Annotated in this window: 17 protein-coding genes; 13 read left to right on the top strand and 4 right to left on the bottom strand. The window is 40.4% G+C overall.

Going from position 1 to position 14,879, the window contains the following annotated elements:
• Nucleotides 1–459 precede the first annotated feature (459 nt).
• Complete coding sequence (locus D8855_RS09295; RefSeq protein ID WP_125417087.1) at nucleotides 460–720, top strand: SemiSWEET family transporter; 261 nt, start codon at nucleotides 460–462, stop codon at nucleotides 718–720.
• Nucleotides 721–978: 258 nt separating this feature from the next.
• Nucleotides 979–1,923: a mannose-6-phosphate isomerase, class I gene (manA, locus tag D8855_RS09290; RefSeq protein ID WP_125417085.1), complete on the top strand. Its 945-nt coding sequence runs from the start codon at nucleotides 979–981 to the stop codon at nucleotides 1,921–1,923.
• Between the two features lie 40 nt (nucleotides 1,924–1,963).
• Here the strand turns inward: manA and D8855_RS09285 are convergent, their stop codons facing one another.
• A complete protein-coding gene (locus D8855_RS09285; RefSeq protein ID WP_078228474.1) occupies nucleotides 1,964–3,304 on the bottom strand; it encodes a sodium-dependent transporter in 1,341 nt (446 codons plus the stop codon).
• A gap of 340 nt (nucleotides 3,305–3,644) precedes the next feature.
• On the opposite strand from D8855_RS09285, the gene D8855_RS09275 reads away from it, so the two are divergent.
• On the top strand, nucleotides 3,645–4,385 hold the full coding sequence (locus D8855_RS09275) for a MerR family transcriptional regulator (protein WP_000274780.1): 741 nt from the start codon (nucleotides 3,645–3,647) through the stop codon (nucleotides 4,383–4,385).
• A gap of 41 nt (nucleotides 4,386–4,426) precedes the next feature.
• Here the strand turns inward: D8855_RS09275 and D8855_RS09270 are convergent, their stop codons facing one another.
• The 3 genes from D8855_RS09270 to D8855_RS09260 are packed head-to-tail and all read right to left on the bottom strand — an operon-like array spanning nucleotide 4,427 to nucleotide 7,067.
• A complete protein-coding gene (locus D8855_RS09270) occupies nucleotides 4,427–4,948 on the bottom strand; it encodes a DUF1697 domain-containing protein (protein WP_000400044.1) in 522 nt (173 codons plus the stop codon).
• Nucleotides 4,949–4,985: 37 nt separating this feature from the next.
• Complete coding sequence (gene aao, locus D8855_RS09265; RefSeq protein ID WP_125417083.1) at nucleotides 4,986–6,164, bottom strand: aminoacetone oxidase; 1,179 nt, start codon at nucleotides 6,162–6,164, stop codon at nucleotides 4,986–4,988.
• A 57-nt stretch (nucleotides 6,165–6,221) separates the two neighbouring features.
• Nucleotides 6,222–7,067, bottom strand: a complete 846-nt coding sequence (locus D8855_RS09260) for a DegV family protein (RefSeq protein ID WP_125417081.1) — start codon at nucleotides 7,065–7,067, stop codon at nucleotides 6,222–6,224.
• Nucleotides 7,068–7,191: 124 nt separating this feature from the next.
• On the opposite strand from D8855_RS09260, the gene D8855_RS09255 reads away from it, so the two are divergent.
• The 10 genes from D8855_RS09255 (at nucleotide 7,192) to D8855_RS09205 (ending at nucleotide 14,730) form a co-directional block, all read left to right on the top strand.
• The gene (locus tag D8855_RS09255) at nucleotides 7,192–7,749 is read left to right on the top strand and encodes a TetR/AcrR family transcriptional regulator (RefSeq protein WP_049486977.1); all 558 of its coding nucleotides are present in this window, start codon (nucleotides 7,192–7,194) and stop codon (nucleotides 7,747–7,749) included.
• Nucleotides 7,750–7,767: 18 nt separating this feature from the next.
• Nucleotides 7,768–8,235 carry a deoxycytidylate deaminase gene (locus D8855_RS09250; RefSeq protein WP_000136973.1) on the top strand — a complete coding sequence of 156 codons (468 nt, stop codon included), beginning with the start codon at nucleotides 7,768–7,770 and terminating at the stop codon, nucleotides 8,233–8,235.
• 88 nt (nucleotides 8,236–8,323) lie between these two features.
• Nucleotides 8,324–8,953 carry a uracil phosphoribosyltransferase gene (upp, locus tag D8855_RS09245; protein WP_125417079.1) on the top strand — a complete coding sequence of 210 codons (630 nt, stop codon included), beginning with the start codon at nucleotides 8,324–8,326 and terminating at the stop codon, nucleotides 8,951–8,953.
• Nucleotides 8,954–9,126: 173 nt separating this feature from the next.
• Nucleotides 9,127–9,717 (top strand): ATP-dependent Clp protease proteolytic subunit ClpP, encoded by a 591-nt coding sequence (clpP, locus tag D8855_RS09240; protein ID WP_000613465.1) that lies wholly within the window; start codon nucleotides 9,127–9,129, stop codon nucleotides 9,715–9,717.
• Nucleotides 9,718–9,795: 78 nt separating this feature from the next.
• Entirely contained in the window at nucleotides 9,796–10,083 is a 288-nt protein-coding gene (locus tag D8855_RS09230; protein WP_042750284.1) for a YlbG family protein, read from the top strand.
• Nucleotides 10,084–10,149: 66 nt separating this feature from the next.
• Entirely contained in the window at nucleotides 10,150–11,310 is a 1,161-nt protein-coding gene (locus D8855_RS09225; protein ID WP_125417077.1) for an ABC transporter substrate-binding protein, read from the top strand.
• Nucleotides 11,311–11,426: 116 nt separating this feature from the next.
• Nucleotides 11,427–12,296, top strand: a complete 870-nt coding sequence (locus D8855_RS09220; protein WP_125417075.1) for a branched-chain amino acid ABC transporter permease — start codon at nucleotides 11,427–11,429, stop codon at nucleotides 12,294–12,296.
• Nucleotides 12,297–12,299: 3 nt separating this feature from the next.
• Nucleotides 12,300–13,256, top strand: a complete 957-nt coding sequence (locus D8855_RS09215; RefSeq protein ID WP_125417073.1) for a branched-chain amino acid ABC transporter permease — start codon at nucleotides 12,300–12,302, stop codon at nucleotides 13,254–13,256.
• Nucleotides 13,256–14,020 carry an ABC transporter ATP-binding protein gene (locus tag D8855_RS09210; RefSeq protein WP_001185997.1) on the top strand — a complete coding sequence of 255 codons (765 nt, stop codon included), beginning with the start codon at nucleotides 13,256–13,258 and terminating at the stop codon, nucleotides 14,018–14,020. Before D8855_RS09215 ends, D8855_RS09210 begins: the two co-directional genes overlap by 1 nt.
• Nucleotides 14,020–14,730 (top strand): ABC transporter ATP-binding protein, encoded by a 711-nt coding sequence (locus D8855_RS09205; RefSeq protein WP_000062200.1) that lies wholly within the window; start codon nucleotides 14,020–14,022, stop codon nucleotides 14,728–14,730. Before D8855_RS09210 ends, D8855_RS09205 begins: the two co-directional genes overlap by 1 nt.
• Nucleotides 14,731–14,879: the final 149 nt, after the last annotated feature.

Genomic DNA, 14,879 nt, shown 5'->3' with positions numbered 1-14,879 from the left:
CTAATCTTCAACCCCATTCAAACGTCTCACACTAACTTCCACCATAGCGGAACTTAATCTGAAACGCTTTCAGATGAGGGGATTTTGTGCGCTCTTTTTTTCGATTCATTTTGGCTACAGAAGCGATGAAATCAAGCATGATTAAAACCAGTGGAACTTACCCTGACACGGATTTCCACTGGTTTTTAGAATTTTTATCAGACTAACTTCCACTTGGATTAGCGGTGGAACTTAGTTTGGGAATTTACCATCAATCAATCGATTCATTGAAAAGGAGTATTCATTTTCTAATATTTGATTGACTAAATATATCGGAGGCATTCGGTCTGTTTTCTGTTCCCTCTTTCTTATCACAAGATTGTGATAGTTTACATCTTTATAACAAAAGTTTTAAAGACTTGATTGTTTTGAAAGAAGATTATAAAATAAGATTCAGTAAAAATGAAAGAGGATTTGAAAATGTCTGAAAAACAAATGAAAGTTTTGGGTTGGGTAGCGACCTTTATGTCTGTTATGATGTATGTGTCTTACTTCCCACAAATTATGAACAATCTGGCTGGTCAAAAAGGAAATTTCATCCAGCCCTTGGTTGCAGCGATCAACTGTAGTCTATGGGTCTACTACGGTCTTTTCAAAAAAGAAAGAGATATCCCCCTTACAGCAGCGAATGCACCAGGTATTATTTTTGGCCTAGTAACCGCTATCACAGCTTTGATTTAAAAAGAAGACTGGTTACAGTTTTGTTCGTTTATGAAAATAGATGCTTCATTAAAGCAATTTTTGAATGAGAGTTGAGGGAAAAAGTCCAGTGACAGCTAGCTTTACGAGAGTCTTTTATGTTCGTCTCTATTAAAGAAAAAAGTATATCGTTACTATTTTTATAAAATCTTCTCCCTACTTTATAAGATATGAAAAAGAGTTCAACTGGAACTCTTTTTTTGCTATAATGAAGGGAGAAAAATCAGACAGGAGATCGACATGTCAGAACCATTATTTTTACAATCAGTTATGCAAGAAAAAATCTGGGGTGGAACCAAGCTACGTGATGAGTTTGGTTACGACATCCCAAGTGAAAAAATCGGAGAATATTGGGCCATCTCAGCCCATCCAAATGGAGTCTCTAAAGTTGCCAATGGACGCTACCAGGGAACAGACCTCGCTACTTTGTATGCGGAACATCGTGAATTGTTTGGCAATCGTCCTGAGCCTGTATTTCCACTTTTGACTAAGATTCTGGATGCCAACGACTGGCTCAGTGTCCAAGTTCACCCAGACGATGCCTATGGACTAGAGCATGAAGGTGAACTTGGAAAAACAGAATGCTGGTACATTATCGCAGCGGATGAAGGTTCAGAAATTATCTATGGTCACAATGCCAAGTCAAAAGAAGAACTCCGCCAGCAAATCGAGGACAAGAACTGGGATGCCTTGTTGACAAAAGTTCCTGTAAAGGCTGGAGATTTCTTCTATGTACCAAGTGGCACCATGCACGCTATCGGAGCAGGAATTTTGATTCTTGAAACTCAGCAATCTAGCGATACCACTTACCGTGTCTATGACTTTGACCGTAAGGATGATAATGGCAACTTGCGTGAACTTCACCTTGAAAAATCTATCGATGTTTTGAACATTGGAGAGCCTGCCAATAGCCGTCCTGTAACTGTTAAAGCAGATGATTTGCGTTCCACTCTCCTTGTATCTAATGATTTCTTTGTAGTTTACAAGTGGGAAATCACTGGAAAAGTTGATTTTGAGAAGACAGCTGATTACACCTTATTCAGTGTCTTAGCTGGTCAAGGTCAGCTAACTGTTGACGGAAAAAACTATCCAATCCAAAAAGGCAGCCACTTTATCCTACCAAGTGATGTTGAAGCTTGGATTCTGGAAGGGCAAGGTTTGGAATTGATTGTTAGTCATCCATAAAAAAGAAAGGGCCTGAGTTCATTACTCAAGTCCTTTTTGATTACATAAATTGGGCGATAAAGACCACGATGATGATGATAGGAATGATAAAACGAAGAAGGAAGAGCCAGACCTGGAAAAGTCCCTGTTTACATGCTCGTTCATCAAGGTGTAGTTCCTCCATGGCAAGAGCCTTCTTAAAAATATAGCCTGTAAAGAGTGAAAGGCAGAGAGCACCAAATGGCATGAGGAGATTAGAAACCAAGAAGTCCATAGCATCAAAGAAGGTCTTCCCAAAGATATGAACATCCGCCATAACACCGTAAGATAGGGCTGAAGGAATTCCAAAGACAAAGGTCAAGATTCCTAAAATAGCACTCCATTTAGCACGCTTACTGTTGTCCTGATTGGTGATATTACCCACATTGATTTCCAGCATAACAACGGAAGAAGTGACCGTCGCAAAGAGGAAGAGCAGGAGGAAGAGGATGTAGAAAATGGTTCCAAAAGGCATCTTGTCAAAGAGCTGAGGCAAGACGATAAATAGCAAGCTTGGTCCCCCTTCAGACTGGATATTGAAGGCTGACATGGCTGGGAAAATGGCTAGACCTGCCATGATGGATACCGAGATATTCATGGCTACGATGGAAATCCCTGACTGAACCAGATTGGTTTTCTTATCCAAGTAAGAAGCATAGGTCAGCATGGCTGTAACCCCTAGTGAGAGGGCAAAGAAAGATTGTCCCAGAGCATATAGGAGACCAGCACTGGTCAGCTTAGAGAAGTCTGGTTTTAGGAAGTAAAGAACCCCTTCCATGGCATTTGGCAAACTGAGAGAACGACCGATGATGACGACAAAGATGATAAAGAGCAGGGGCATCATGACTTTCGAAGCTCTTTCAATCCCTTTTTGAACCCCACGTGATACAATGAAGATATTCAATAGGATAAAGGCTGCTTGAGCTCCTAGGGCAATGGCTGGATTTGAAATGATTGAAGTAAATAACTGAGCATAATCCCCCGTTCCACCAATTTGGAACAATTTTCCAAACTCAATGCCTAGATAAACCAGAATCCATCCTCCAATAACACTGTAGAAAGATAAGAGGATAAAGAGGGCAAAGGCACCAATCCAACCGATAAAGTTGTACTTACTATTCTTGCCGAGTTTTCCAAAGGTTTTGATTGCTGAAACACCAGCACTACGGCCAAGGGCAAATTCAGCAAGCAGGAGCGGGAAACCGATTAAAATGGTAGAAATAAGAAAGACTAGTAAAAAGCCTCCACCGCCATTAGCAGCAGTCATATAGGGAAATTTCCAAACGGCTCCAAGTCCGATAGCTGAACCAGCAGATGCTAGAATAAAGCCTAGTTTAGAACCCCATTGCGATTTTTCAGACATAGTTAAACTCCTAAAATTAGTATTACAAAAGAAAAAGCTACTGCCCTTGGCAAATAGCCTCATCAGTACTCAAAATGAGCCTTTCTTTTGATTGATAGACTTGACTATCCTATCATGTTTTCTAAGGTCTGTCAAGAAAACCATTTTCACGTTATGATAAAGTAAAAAATTTCGCAAAAACGCTTGACTCTGACCTAGGGGGAGGGGTTATACTATCAATGTAATACTCTTCGAAAATCAAATTCAAACCACGTCAGCGTCGCCTTACCGTACTCAAGTACAGCCTGCGGCTAGCTTCCTAGTTTGCTCTTTGATTTTCATTGAGTATAAGGAGGAAATCATGTACCATATAAAAGAAGCTGCGCAGCTTTCGGGCGTCTCTGTCAAGACCCTACACCACTACGATAAGATAGGACTTTTGGTTCCTTTAAAGTCGGAAAACGGCTATCGAACCTACAGTCAGGAGGATTTGGAACGCCTTCAGGTTATTCTTTATTACAAATATCTAGGTTTTTCTTTAGAAAAAATAGCAGAGCTATTAAAGGAAGAAAGGACAGATTTATTGCCCCATCTGACCAGACAGTTGGACTATTTGACTCGAGAAAGGGAACATCTGGATACCTTGATTTCAACCTTGCAAAAAACCATTAAAGAACAAAAAGGAGAAAGAGAAATGAGCATTCAAGAGAAATTTGCTGGATTTAACTACCAAGACCATCAAAAATACCACCAAGAGGCGGTAGAGAAATATGGACAAGAAGTCATGGACCAAGCGCTGGAGCGCCAAAAAGGTCACGAAGACGAGGCTACAGCTGCCTTCAACCAAGTTTTTCAAGCTTTGGCACAAAATCTTCAAGCTGGTCTACCTGTAACAGCAACCGAAAATCAAGAAGAAGCCACTAAACTCTTGCAAGCCATCCGTACTTATGGATTTGACTGCTCTATTGAGGTATTTGGTTATATCGGTAAAGGCTACGTCTACAACCCAGAATTTAAGGAAAACATTGACAAATTTGGACCTGGAACAGCCCAGTACACATCAGATGTCATTGCCTATTATGTCCAAACTCAGACAAAATAAAATCGGAGGAGCATTCTTCCGATTTTTACTAAATTCAAGCACTATTTGCTTAATAATTTTTCTACCACATTTAGTTTTCGCATGGTCAAATCTACATTAAAAAGCTTTTCAAGATAGTTGGTATGGAGTTTCTTTTGTTTAGCAGTTCTAGGGAGATAGAGGTAAAGACAATGGTTACCGATACAAATTTCTTCTTCACCGTAATCAATTTTCAATTTTTCTAAAGGGAGACTTTGAATAGATTCTTGATAAAAAATCACATGTATACGGTCATAAAGATAGTGTTCTCCAAACGGGTTTTCTTGGACAATTTTTTTAAAATCACTTTTGTTCTTGATAACCATTTTTAAGTCGGCCCCAATTTTTTCCTTTATCAGAGTATGAACACATTCTCGTATTTCTTCTAAATCTAAATCACTTTCAAGAATGATATTCCCACTTTGAATATAGGTTCGAACGTGTTGAAAACCAGCTTCTGTTAAAATATCTACCAAATAAGACATTTTCGGGATAGCATTTTTTCCATTAGGAGTAACACCTCTTAGTAAAATAATATGTTCCAAAGGACTTCCTTTCTTATTTTGTATTTTAGTCATTCAATTATTTATATATTTGATTTGAGCCTGCCACCCAACCGGTACAGAGGGCTGAAGTGATATTAAAGCCACCCGTGTGGGCATTGATATCCATGACTTCGCCAGCAAAGTGAAGGCCAGGTACCAGCTTACTTTCAAGGGTTTTAGGGTTGATTTCCTTAAGACTGACACCACCCTTGGTAACAAAGGATTTGGCGAGAGACATTTTACCAGTCACAGGGATTTTGAGGGTCTTAATAGACTGGAGAAGTTGTTCTTGTTCCTTTTCACTCAACTGTTTGACTTTGTCAGGATAGCCTTGCACAAAAAAATCTGCCAAGCGTTCTGGAAGCAAAGTTTTTAAGGCATTTTTCAAGGATTTTTCACGATTTTCTTCTAGGAATGCAGCCAAGTCCTTCTCAGAAAGTTGAGGGAAAACATCCAGTGAGAGAACCTCCCCACCCTTGACAAAGCTAGACATACGCAGAGCAGCAGGGCCAGACAAACCAAAGTGGGTAAAAAGCAGATCGTGCGTGATGACATGCTTGTCGTAGCTAAGGGTCACATCGTCCAATGAAATTCCTTGCAAGGCCTTGTGTGGAAAATCTGTCAACAAAGGACTTTCAGCGGCTTCAAGTTCGGTAATGGTGTGTTTAAAATGACGGGCAATCTCATGTCCAAAACCAGTCGAACCAGTGGAAGGATAGGATTTCCCACCAGTTGTGACAATGAGTTTATCACAAGTGAAGGTTTGGTCAGCTGATTTAAGGATAAACTGGTCGTCTATCTTTTTAACCGAAACAATTTCTGTTTGAGTAGCAACTTGACCACCTAGCTCAGTGATTTTCTTTTCCAAAGCTTCGATAATGGTCCGAGATTTGTCACTGGCAGGAAAGACGCGGCCGTGGTCTTCGACCTTAAGTTTAACACCATTTTCTGTAAAAAAGTTAATGATATCATGGTTATCAAACTGGGAGAAGACACTGTAGAGAAAGCGCCCATTTCCAGGGATTCCAGCTAGTAGGTCATCTAGAGTTCCATTGTTGGTGACATTGCAACGTCCCCCACCAGTACCAGCTAATTTTTTTCCAAGTTTCCGATTTTTTTCGATGAGGAGGGTTTTCTGACCATAAAAGCTACTGGAAATCGTAGCCATCATGCCAGCAGGACCTCCACCGATGACGATAGTATCAAAATGTTTCATAGCTCTATTGTACCACAAAAAAACAAGAGATGAAGTCACCTCTTGTCAAGAATGCAATCAATCAATTTCATATCCCATCAGCAAACCACCATCTTCTGCATAAAAACTGCAGAGACCAGATGTTGGGAGAATTTTGATGTTGGCTTGTGGGAAATTTTCACGGATTCGGTCTGAAAGCTGTTGGCAACATTTCTCGTTATTGCGTTGAGCCATGACAATACGACCACCAGTATATCCTGCTTTCACTAACTCTTCATAGGCTGCCTGAATTGCTTTCTTTGGTCCTCTTGCTTTTTGTAGCAATTCGAGAGTTCCAGTTTCACTAGCTTCTCCGACCATACGAATGTTGAGAAGGCCAACGACTGTACCGATAAGCTTGCTCAAACGGCCGTTCTTCACCAAGTTATCGACTTTGGCTAGGACAAAAAGTAACTTGGTTTTTTCTTGATAGGCTGTGATAGCTTCAACCACTTCTTCAAAAGATAAGCCCTGGTCAATCAAGTCATTCAATTTTTCTACGAGCAAGTCAACTTCTCCACCAGCAGACAAACTATCAATTACATGAATCTTAGTGTCAGGATGATCTTCCAGATAAATATTCTTTGCTAGTTGAGCACTATTGTGGCTGCCAGAGAGAGTACCTGTGATGGTTACTAGGAAAATGTTTTTGGCTCCTTCAAATGCTCGCAAATAATCATCTGGGCTTGGACAAGCTGATTTTGAAGCTTCTGCAGTTGCATACATGGTTTCCATCATTTGATCAATGTCAAGACTGGCATCATCAACAAAGACCTGATCAGCTACTTGAATGGTTAAGGGAACACTCACAAAGGTCGTGTCAATAGCTGGTCTTGCCAGTTGACGATAATCACAACCAGAGTCAGCAATAATCTTCCAAGTCATAGAAATTCTCCATCTTTGTCAGTTATACATTGACAAAGGTTCTGTCTTTTTTTACAATTATATCATGAAAGCCCTTGAAACAAAAGCCTCATCCGTCTGTTGTGACAAGTAGAAAGAAAATGTTATGTCTGAACGTAGAATCTCTGAAAAGTCTCTTGAAAATCTCAGAAAATCAAACCAAGAATCCAATTTATTAACTAGAGAAGCCATCGAAACAGCCCTCTTGCAACTCTTGGAAAAAAAGGACTTGACCAAGATTAGTATTTCTGAATTGGTCAAACGTGCAGGCGTTTCGCGTGCGGCCTTTTATCGCAATTATGATTCCAAAGAGGAGATTTTGGAAAGTGTCTTTAAACGAACTGTCCACAATATTATGGAACAGTTGCATCATTATGATTTAAAGACAGACCTTTATATGGTCTGGGTTCACCTTTTCCGAGAGGCAAGAAAGGAAGCCAGAGTGATTCAACTTGCCTTAGATTACCATCTGGAAAAAATCTTTGTCCAAGCCATGCAGGAGTTTCTGGAAAAATACCATGGAAAATCAAAAGGTGTCAGCTCTTATCTTCATTCCTTCTGGAGCTCGGCCATCGTCTCTGTCCTTCTAAAATGGATCAAGGATGGCATGAAGGTACCTGCTGAAAAGATAGCGGATTTACGGTTACCATTTTTTAAAAAATAGAGAAAAAGGAGAAAAGAGATGACTGAAAAAAGACTAGCATGGGATGAGTATTTTGCAGCCCAAGCCTTACTAATTGCCAATCGTTCCACTTGTAAACGTGCCAAAGTGGGCGCGATTCTGGTAAAAGATAATAAGGTTATTTCCACTGGTTACAATGGTTCGGTATCAGGAACCGAGCATTGTATTGACCACGAATGTCTAGTCATTGAAGGACACTGTGTTCGCACCCTTCATGCTGAGGTCAATGCTATCCTTCAAGGTGCAGAACGTGGTGTTCCTAAAGGCTTTACAGCCTATGTAACGCATTTTCCTTGTCTGAACTGTACAAAACAATTGCTGCAGGTCGGCTGCAAGCGCGTGGTTTATATTAACCAGTATCGAATGGACGACTATGCCCAATACCTTTATCAAGAAAAGGGAACAGAATTAACCCATTTACCACTTGAGACAGTACAGGCAGCTCTTAAAGAGGCAGATCTAATGTAAAAATTATCAAAAATAAATGGTTTAGAAAGATTTTTAAACCGTTTTTTGGTATAATAAGAAGAATAAATTGAAAGAAGGAACTCCAAAAATGGGAAAAATTGAAGTTATTAATCATCCACTGATTCAACACAAATTGTCAATCTTGCGTCGTACAGATACTTCTACAAAAGCTTTCCGTGAGCTAGTAGATGAGATTGCAATGTTGATGGGATATGAAGTACTTCGTGATCTTCCACTAGAAGATGTGGAAATCGAAACACCAATTACAAAAACAGTTCAAAAACAATTGGCAGGTAAGAAATTGGCCATCGTTCCAATCTTGCGCGCAGGTATCGGGATGGTTGATGGGCTCTTGAGCTTGGTTCCAGCTGCTAAAGTTGGCCATATCGGTATGTACCGTGATGAAGAAACACTTCAACCAGTTGAGTATTTGGTGAAATTGCCTGAAGATATTGACCAACGTCAAATTTTTGTCGTAGACCCAATGTTGGCAACAGGTGGCTCAGCGATCTTGGCTGTTGACTCACTTAAAAAACGTGGCGCATCAAATATCAAATTTGTCTGCCTTGTATCAGCACCAGAAGGTGTAAAAGCCTTTCAAGAAGCTCACCCAGATGTAGAAATCTTTACAGCAGCTTTGGATGAACGCTTGAACGAACACGGTTATATCGTTCCAGGTCTTGGAGATGCTGGGGACCGCTTGTTCGGTACGAAATAAGATCGAAAAGAAGATTGACTTGGAAAAGGATTTCCAGTCACGAAAGGAGGTTGAGTTTTTGTTTCTGTCTGATGAAAACAGAGCAAAAATTTGACCTTTTTTGACCTAGATATTATAATAGTCTTATCTTCAGTCATTTGACCAACAAAATTAAAACTCAAAAGGAGAATTGAATGATTCCTGTAGTTATTGAACAAACAAGCCGTGGAGAACGTTCCTACGATATTTACTCACGTCTTCTAAAAGACCGCATCATTATGCTGACAGGTCCAGTTGAAGACAACATGGCTAACTCAGTTATTGCCCAGTTGCTTTTCTTGGATGCCCAAGATAGTACAAAAGATATTTACCTTTATGTCAATACACCTGGTGGTTCAGTTTCAGCTGGTTTGGCGATCGTTGACACCATGAACTTTATTAAGGCAGATGTCCAAACCATCGTTATGGGTATGGCCGCATCTATGGGGACGGTCATTGCATCAAGTGGAGCAAAAGGCAAACGTTTCATGCTTCCAAATGCTGAATACATGATCCACCAACCAATGGGTGGTACAGGCGGTGGTACTCAACAAACCGATATGGCGATTGCTGCAGAACATTTGCTTAAAACTCGTAAAACCTTGGAAAAAATCTTAGCTGAAAATTCAGGTCAGTCAATCGAAAAAGTCCATGCAGATGCAGAACGTGATAACTGGATGAGTGCCCAAGAAACACTTGAATATGGCTTTATTGATGAAATCATGGCTAACAATTCATTGAACTAATGATCAAAGAAGGCAAACTCGACTGGGTTTGCTTTTTTTGGTATAATAGGGAGAGATTTCTTAGAAAGAGGATTTACCATGTTTGAAAAAGTCAATCGATCTGGCTTGATTATCTATCTTTACTATAATCGTGATGCAAAAAAACTGCAGGATTATGGAGATATTACCTATCATTCCAAGAAACATCGTTACTTACAGCTTTATGTTCCAACTCAAGAAGTGGAGCAATTGGTCGGACACTTGAGCAAGGAAAAATTTATAAAAAAAGTCAGAATTTGTCATATCCAAGAGCTGGAAACACCCTTTGTGGGCAATCTTTATCGAGAGGAAAACGTTATCATCGAAAAAGTTCAAGAAAAGTGTTGACAATTTTCTGATAATTCGGTATATTCTTAACATGCTATTTATTTAAGAAATAAGGAGACAAAAAATATGAAGAAAAAATTTGCCCTATCGTTTGTGGCGCTTGCAAGTGTAGCACTTCTTGCAGCCTGTGGAGAAGTGAAGTCTGGAGCGTCAAATGCTGCTGGTAACTCAGTAGATGAAAAGACAATCAAAATCGGATTTAACTTTGAAGAAACTGGTGCTGTAGCAGCCTACGGAACATCTGAACAAAAAGGTGCCCAATTGGCCGTTGATGAAATCAATGCAGCAGGTGGTATCGATGGAAAACAAATCGAAGTAGTCGATAAAGATAATAAGTCTGAAACAGCTGAGGCGGCTTCAGTAACAACTAACCTTGTAACTCAATCTAAAGTATCAGCAATCGTAGGACCTGCGACATCTGGTGCGACTGCAGCTGCGGTAGCGAACGCTACAAAAGCAGGTGTTCCATTGATTTCGCCAAGTGCGACTCAAGATGGATTGACTAAAGGTCAAGATTACCTCTTTATCGGAACTTTCCAAGATAGCTTCCAAGGAAAAATTATCTCAAACTATGTTTCTGAAAAATTGCAAGCTAAGAAAGTTGTTCTTTACACTGACAATGCCAGCGACTATGCTAAAGGGATTGCCAAAGCCTTCCGTGAAGCTTACAAAGGTGAAATCGTTGCAGATGAAACTTTCGTAGCAGGTGACACAGACTTCCAAGCAGCCCTTACAAAAATGAAAGGGAAAGACTTTGATGCTATCATTGTTCCTGGTTACTACACTGAAGCTGGTAAAATTGTAAACCAAGCGCGTGGTATGGGAATTGACAAACCAATCGTTGGTGGTGATGGATTCAACGGTGAAGAGTTTGTACAACAAGCAACTCCTGAAAAAGCATCAAACATCTACTTTATCTCAGGCTTCTCAACTACTGTAGAAGTTTCTGCTAAAGCAAAAGCCTTCCTTGAGGCTTACCGTGCTAAGTACAATGAAGAGCCTTCAACATTTGCAGCTTTGGCTTATGACTCAGTTCACCTTGTAGCAAACGCAGCAAAAGGTGCCAAAAACTCAGGTGAGATCAAAGACAACCTTGCTAAAACAAAAGACTTTGAAGGTGTAACTGGTCAAACAAGCTTCGATGCAGACCACAACACAGTCAAAACAGCTTACATGATGACCATGAATAATGGTAAGGTTGAAGCAGCAGAAGTTGTAAAACCATAATAGAAAAATGTTGAAATAGGGAATGAGCCTCTGACTCACTCCCTGTTTCGATGTTTAAGAACCTATCAAAAAGTGAGGGGAAACCCTCGAAATTATATATAGAAAGAGTGAATTTTATGCTCCAACAACTAGTAAATGGTTTGATTCTAGGTAGTGTTTATGCGCTGTTAGCCCTAGGATATACCATGGTTTACGGAATTATCAAGCTCATCAACTTCGCACACGGTGATATTTATATGATGGGAGCCTTTATCGGTTATTTCTTGATTAATTCTTTCCAAATGAATTTCTTTGTAGCGCTTATTGTAGCTATGATAGCGACAGCCATCCTTGGTGTCGTGATTGAGTTTCTTGCTTACCGACCTTTGCGCCACTCTACTCGTATTGCTGTTTTGATTACGGCTATTGGGGTGTCTTTCCTATTGGAGTATGGCATGGTCTATCTGGTTGGTGCCAATACCCGTGCCTTCCCTCAAGCGATTCAAACAGTTCGCTATGATTTGGGCCCAGTTAGCCTAACAAATGTGCAGTTAATGATCTTGGCCATTTCCTTGATTTTGATGATTTTGTTACAAGTCATTGTCCAAAAAACGAAGATGGGGAAAGCCATGCGTGCAGTATCAGTAGATAGCGATGCGGCGCAATTGATGGGGAACAATGTAAACCGTACTATCAGCTTTACCTTCGCTTTGGGTTCTGCTCTTGCGGGTGCGGCTGGTGTTCTGATTGCCCTCTATTATAACTCTCTTGAGCCTTTGATGGGGGTTACTCCAGGTCTTAAGTCTTTCGTTGCCGCAGTACTTGGTGGTATCGGAATCATTCCTGGTGCGGCGCTTGGTGGTTTTGTGATTGGTCTATTGGAAACCTTTGCGACAGCCTTTGGAATGTCAGACTTCCGTGATGCCATTGTTTATGGAATCTTGTTGTTGATCTTGATTGTCCGCCCAGCTGGTATCCTTGGTAAAAATGTGAAAGAGAAGGTGTAAACGATGAAGGAAAATTTAAAAGTTAATATTCTATGGTTACTCCTTTTGTTAGCTGGCTATGGCTTGATTAGTGTACTGGTTTCAGTCGGAGTACTCAATCTATTCTATGTACAGATTTTACAACAAATTGGAATTAATATTATTCTGGCTGTTGGTCTTAACTTAATCGTTGGCTTTTCTGGACAATTTTCACTTGGGCATGCTGGTTTCATGGCGATTGGTGCCTATGCAGCAGCTATTATTGGTTCTAAATCACCAACCTACGGTGCCTTCTTTGGAGCTATGCTGGTAGGGGCTTTGCTTTCAGGAGCAGTTGCCTTGCTTGTCGGAATTCCAACCTTGCGTTTGAAGGGCGACTATCTTGCGGTAGCGACTCTAGGTGTTTCTGAAATTATCCGTATCTTTATCATCAATGGTGGAAGCATTACAAATGGTGCGGCAGGTATCTTGGGAATTCCAAACTTTACAACTTGGCCAATGGTTTACTTCTTTGTCGTAATTACAACCATTGCAACCTTGAACTTCTTGCGTAGTCCAATTGGTCGTTCAACCCTATCTGTTCGTGAGGATGAAATTGCTGCAGAGTCAGTCGGTGTTAATACAACTAAAATTAAAATCATCGCTTTTGTCTTTGGTGCTATTACTGCAAGTATTGCAGGGTCACTTCAGGCAGGATTTATCGGTTCAGTTGTACCGAAAGATTACACTTTCATCAACTCAATCAACGTTTTGATTATTGTTGTATTTGGTGGACTTGGTTCCATTACAGGTGCGATTGTTTCAGCTATTGTTCTTGGAATTTTGAATATGCTTCTCCAAGATGTTGCTAGTGTACGTATGATTATTTACGCTTTGGCCTTGGTCTTGGTAATGATTTTCAGACCAGGTGGACTCCTTGGAACATGGGAATTAAGCCTATCACGTTTCTTTAAAAAATCTAAAAAGGAGGAACAAAACTAATGGCATTACTTGAAGTAAAACAGTTAACCAAACATTTTGGCGGTCTAACAGCTGTTGGAGATGTGACTCTTGAATTGAACGAAGGGGAACTGGTTGGACTAATCGGTCCAAATGGAGCTGGGAAAACCACTCTTTTCAACCTCTTGACGGGTGTTTATGAACCGAGCGAGGGAACTGTTACCCTTGATGGTCACCTTTTAAATGGGAAGTCACCTTATAAGATTGCTTCTTTGGGACTTGGACGTACTTTCCAAAATATCCGTCTCTTTAAAGATTTAACAGTTTTGGACAATGTTTTGATTGCCTTTGGCAACCATCACAAACAACATGTTTTTGCTAGTTTCTTACGCTTGCCAGCTTTTTACAAGAGTGAAAAAGAATTAAAGGCTAAAGCTTTGGAATTGTTGAAAATCTTCGATTTAGATGGTGATGCAGAAACTCTTGCTAAAAATCTTGCCTACGGACAACAACGTCGTTTGGAAATTGTTCGTGCCCTTGCTACGGAACCTAAAATTCTCTTTTTGGATGAACCAGCCGCAGGGATGAACCCGCAGGAAACTGCTGAATTGACTGAGTTAATTCGTCGTATCAAAGATGAATTTAAGATTACCATCATGTTGATTGAACACGATATGAATCTGGTTATGGAAGTAACAGAACGTATCTACGTTCTTGAATATGGTCGTTTGATTGCTCAGGGAACTCCTGACGAAATTAAGACCAATAAACGTGTTATCGAAGCTTATCTAGGAGGTGAAGCCTAATGTCTATGTTAAAAGTTGATAATCTTTCTGTGCATTACGGTATGATCCAAGCAGTCCGTGATGTAAGCTTTGAAGTGAATGAAGGAGAAGTAGTTTCCCTTATCGGTGCCAATGGTGCAGGTAAGACAACCATTCTCCGTACCTTGTCTGGTCTAGTTAGACCAAGCTCAGGAAAAATTGAATTTTTAGGTCAAGAAATCCAAAAAATGCCAGCTCAGAAAATCGTGGCAGGTGGTCTTTCACAAGTACCAGAAGGACGCCACGTCTTCCCTGGCTTGACTGTTATGGAAAATCTAGAAATGGGAGCTTTCTTAAAGAAAAACCGTGAAGAAAATCAAGCTAACTTGAAGAAGGTCTTTTCACGCTTCCCACGTCTTGAAGAACGCAAGAACCAGGACGCAGCCACTCTTTCAGGAGGAGAACAACAAATGCTTGCCATGGGACGCGCTCTTATGTCAACACCAAAACTTCTTCTTTTAGATGAACCATCAATGGGACTTGCCCCAATCTTTATCCAAGAGATTTTTGATATCATTCAAGATATCCAGAAGCAAGGAACAACTGTCCTCTTGATTGAACAAAATGCTAATAAAGCACTCGCTATCTCTGACCGAGGCTATGTACTGGAAACAGGGAAAATCGTTCTATCAGGAACAGGAAAAGAACTCGCTTCATCAGAAGAAGTCAGAAAAGCATATCTGGGTGGCTAAACTAGTCTGGGAGACTAGTTTAGGTTGCAAATGAAGATTGCGAAGCAATCATCATTATAGTCCGGGGGACCTTTTTAGTCGGTGAATAGAGATTGCGAAGCAGTCATCAAATCCAGGGGATTATTTTAGTCTGCATATTGAGATTGCAA

The organism is Streptococcus mitis (assembly GCF_003942685.1).
Lineage (GTDB): Bacteria > Bacillota > Bacilli > Lactobacillales > Streptococcaceae > Streptococcus > Streptococcus mitis_CD.
Note: the sequence above shows the minus strand (reverse complement) of the source record. Positions and strands in the feature narration are given on the sequence as shown.

Excerpts from the sequence above, each read along its gene's own strand:
- D8855_RS09295 (WP_125417087.1), top strand. The coding sequence starts at position 460 with ATGTCTGAAAAACAAATGAAAGTTTTGGGTTGGGTAGCGACCTTTATG.
- manA (WP_125417085.1), top strand. The coding sequence starts at position 979 with ATGTCAGAACCATTATTTTTACAATCAGTTATGCAAGAAAAAATCTGG.
- D8855_RS09285 (WP_078228474.1), bottom strand. The coding sequence starts at position 3,304 with ATGTCTGAAAAATCGCAATGGGGTTCTAAACTAGGCTTTATTCTAGCA.
- D8855_RS09275 (WP_000274780.1), top strand. The coding sequence starts at position 3,645 with ATGTACCATATAAAAGAAGCTGCGCAGCTTTCGGGCGTCTCTGTCAAG.
- aao (WP_125417083.1), bottom strand. The coding sequence starts at position 6,164 with ATGAAACATTTTGATACTATCGTCATCGGTGGAGGTCCTGCTGGCATG.
- D8855_RS09260 (WP_125417081.1), bottom strand. The coding sequence starts at position 7,067 with ATGACTTGGAAGATTATTGCTGACTCTGGTTGTGATTATCGTCAACTG.
- D8855_RS09255 (WP_049486977.1), top strand. The coding sequence starts at position 7,192 with ATGTCTGAACGTAGAATCTCTGAAAAGTCTCTTGAAAATCTCAGAAAA.
- D8855_RS09250 (WP_000136973.1), top strand. The coding sequence starts at position 7,768 with ATGACTGAAAAAAGACTAGCATGGGATGAGTATTTTGCAGCCCAAGCC.
- upp (WP_125417079.1), top strand. The coding sequence starts at position 8,324 with ATGGGAAAAATTGAAGTTATTAATCATCCACTGATTCAACACAAATTG.
- clpP (WP_000613465.1), top strand. The coding sequence starts at position 9,127 with ATGATTCCTGTAGTTATTGAACAAACAAGCCGTGGAGAACGTTCCTAC.
- D8855_RS09230 (WP_042750284.1), top strand. The coding sequence starts at position 9,796 with ATGTTTGAAAAAGTCAATCGATCTGGCTTGATTATCTATCTTTACTAT.
- D8855_RS09225 (WP_125417077.1), top strand. The coding sequence starts at position 10,150 with ATGAAGAAAAAATTTGCCCTATCGTTTGTGGCGCTTGCAAGTGTAGCA.
- D8855_RS09220 (WP_125417075.1), top strand. The coding sequence starts at position 11,427 with ATGCTCCAACAACTAGTAAATGGTTTGATTCTAGGTAGTGTTTATGCG.
- D8855_RS09215 (WP_125417073.1), top strand. The coding sequence starts at position 12,300 with ATGAAGGAAAATTTAAAAGTTAATATTCTATGGTTACTCCTTTTGTTA.
- D8855_RS09210 (WP_001185997.1), top strand. The coding sequence starts at position 13,256 with ATGGCATTACTTGAAGTAAAACAGTTAACCAAACATTTTGGCGGTCTA.
- D8855_RS09205 (WP_000062200.1), top strand. The coding sequence starts at position 14,020 with ATGTCTATGTTAAAAGTTGATAATCTTTCTGTGCATTACGGTATGATC.